The sequence below is a fragment of the Mesorhizobium sp. M7A.F.Ca.CA.002.05.1.1 genome, assembly GCF_003998335.1.
Taxonomy (GTDB): Bacteria; Pseudomonadota; Alphaproteobacteria; order Rhizobiales; family Rhizobiaceae; genus Mesorhizobium.
Genome location: NZ_RZQI01000991.1, coordinates 1 through 2,083 on the forward strand (window position 1 = coordinate 1; position 2,083 = coordinate 2,083).

A 2,083-nucleotide genomic window follows, 5' to 3' on the forward strand; every position below is an offset into this window, starting at 1 on the left:
CCAGAAGACGCCGCGCGAGATCGGGATCAGCGCCAGCACCGCCGTCAGCGCCGTCAGCGTGATCGGCCGGAAACGGCGAACGGCCGAACCGATGATCGCCTCGTAGCGGTCCATGCCCGCGGCGATGTCCTGGTCGATCTGGTCGACCAGGATGATCGAGTTGCGCATGATGATGCCGAGCAGCGCGATGACGCCGAGAATGGCGACAAAGCCGAACGGCGCGCCGCTGATCAAGAGTGCCGCGGCAGCACCGATAATGCCAAGCGGACCGGTCGCCAGCACCAGCATCGCCTTGCCGAAGTTCTGCAGCTGGATCATCAAAAGCACGACGATGACGGCCAGCATGATCGGCGCCTTGGCGGCGATCGAAGCCTGGCTTTCCGCCGAATCCTCCGCACCGCCCTGGATCTCGACCTTGTAACCTGGCGCCAATCCGTCACGCAGGCCCTGCATATCCTTGTACAGTTTGGTGACGACGTCATTGGACTGCACGCCGTCGGGCAGCGTTGCCCGCACACTGATGGTCGGCAGACGGTCGCGGCGCCACTCGATGCCTTGCTCCAGCACCGGCACCACCTTGGCAACCTGCGACAGCGGCACGAAGCCACCGAAGTCGGTCGGGATATAGACCGAGTCGACCGAGGACAGCAGGCTGCGGCTGGCATCCGGCTCGCGGGCGACGATGGACACCGTCTCCTCGCCGTCGCGGAAGTCGTCGAGCGGCGCGCCGGACATCGCCGCCTGCAGCATCTGGCGGATGCGCTGCGAGGTGACGCCGAGTGCGCGGGCACGATCCTGATCGATGACCAGCTTCATCGCCGGAACCGGCTCCAGCCAGTCATCATGCACGGCGCCAAGCAGCGGATCCTCACGGAACTTCGCCTTCACCTGGTCGGCGATGCGGCGCACCTCCTGGCGATCCGGCCCCATGACGCGCATCTGCACCGGCCAGCCGGTCGGCGGGCCGAGGAACAGACGATCGACCTTGGCACGGATGGATGGGAAGTCTTCAGCCAGAACGGTGCGCAACTTGACGATCAGCCGTTCGCGGGCCGGTTCGTCATTGGCCATGACGAGCAGCTGGGCAAAGTTGGGGTTGCTCAGCTGCTGGTCCAGCGGCAGGAAGAAGCGCGGCGCGCCTTCGCCGATATAGGTGGCGATGAAACGCTTGTCCTTGTCGTCCATCATCTTGGTTTCGAGCGCCTTGGCCTGCGCCTCGACTTCCTTGATGCTGGTGCCTTCCGGCAGCCAAAGGTCGACGAGGATTTCCGGCCGCGACGATTGCGGGAAGAAGTTCTGCGGAATGAACTGGAAAGCCCACAGGCTGGTGCCGAAGGTGACCAGCGTCATCACCAGGACGATGATGCGATGGCGCACGGCCCAGCTGACGGTAGCACGAAGCCGGCGGTAGAAACGCGTGTCGAAGACATCGTGATGGCTGCCGGCATGCTTGCGCTGCTTGAGGATCATGTTGCCGAGCCATGGCGTGAAATAGACCGCGACGAACCAGGAGACGATCAGCGCGATGCCGACGACATAGAACAGGGTGCGGACATATTCGCCGGCGGTCGAGGCCGCGAAGCCGACCGGAATGAAGCCGGCTGTGGTGATCAGCGTGCCGGTCAGCATCGGGAAGGCGGTCGAGGAATAGGCAAAACTCGCCGCCTCGACCTTGACCATCCCCTCCTCCAGCTTGCGCTCCATCATCTCGACGACGATCATCGCGTCGTCGACCAGAAGACCGAGCGCGATGATCAGCGCGCCGAGCGAGATGCGCTGCAGGTCGATGCCGAGTTCGTACATGATGGCGAAGGTCGCAGCCAGCACCAGCGGGATGGCGATGGCGATGACCAGGCCAGAACGCCAGCCTATCGACAGGAACGAGACGACGAGCACGATCAGCAACGCTTCGCCGAGCGCATGCATGAACTCGGCCACCGCATCGGTGACGACGCCCGGCTGGTCGGAGATCTGGTCGACCGCAACGCCGTAGGGCAGCGCCTCTTCGAAGCGCTTGTAGGTGGCCTCGACATCCTTGCCGACGTCGGTAACCTTGAAGCCCTTGGCCATGACGACGCCCAAC

The 2,083-nt window shown here is 64.1% G+C and carries 1 protein-coding gene; it reads right to left on the reverse strand.

What is annotated here, in order from left to right; all coding sequences use genetic code 11:
* The coding region (locus EN939_RS31555; protein ID WP_164751393.1) for an efflux RND transporter permease subunit at positions 1 to 2,083 on the reverse strand (2,083 nt) is incomplete at both ends.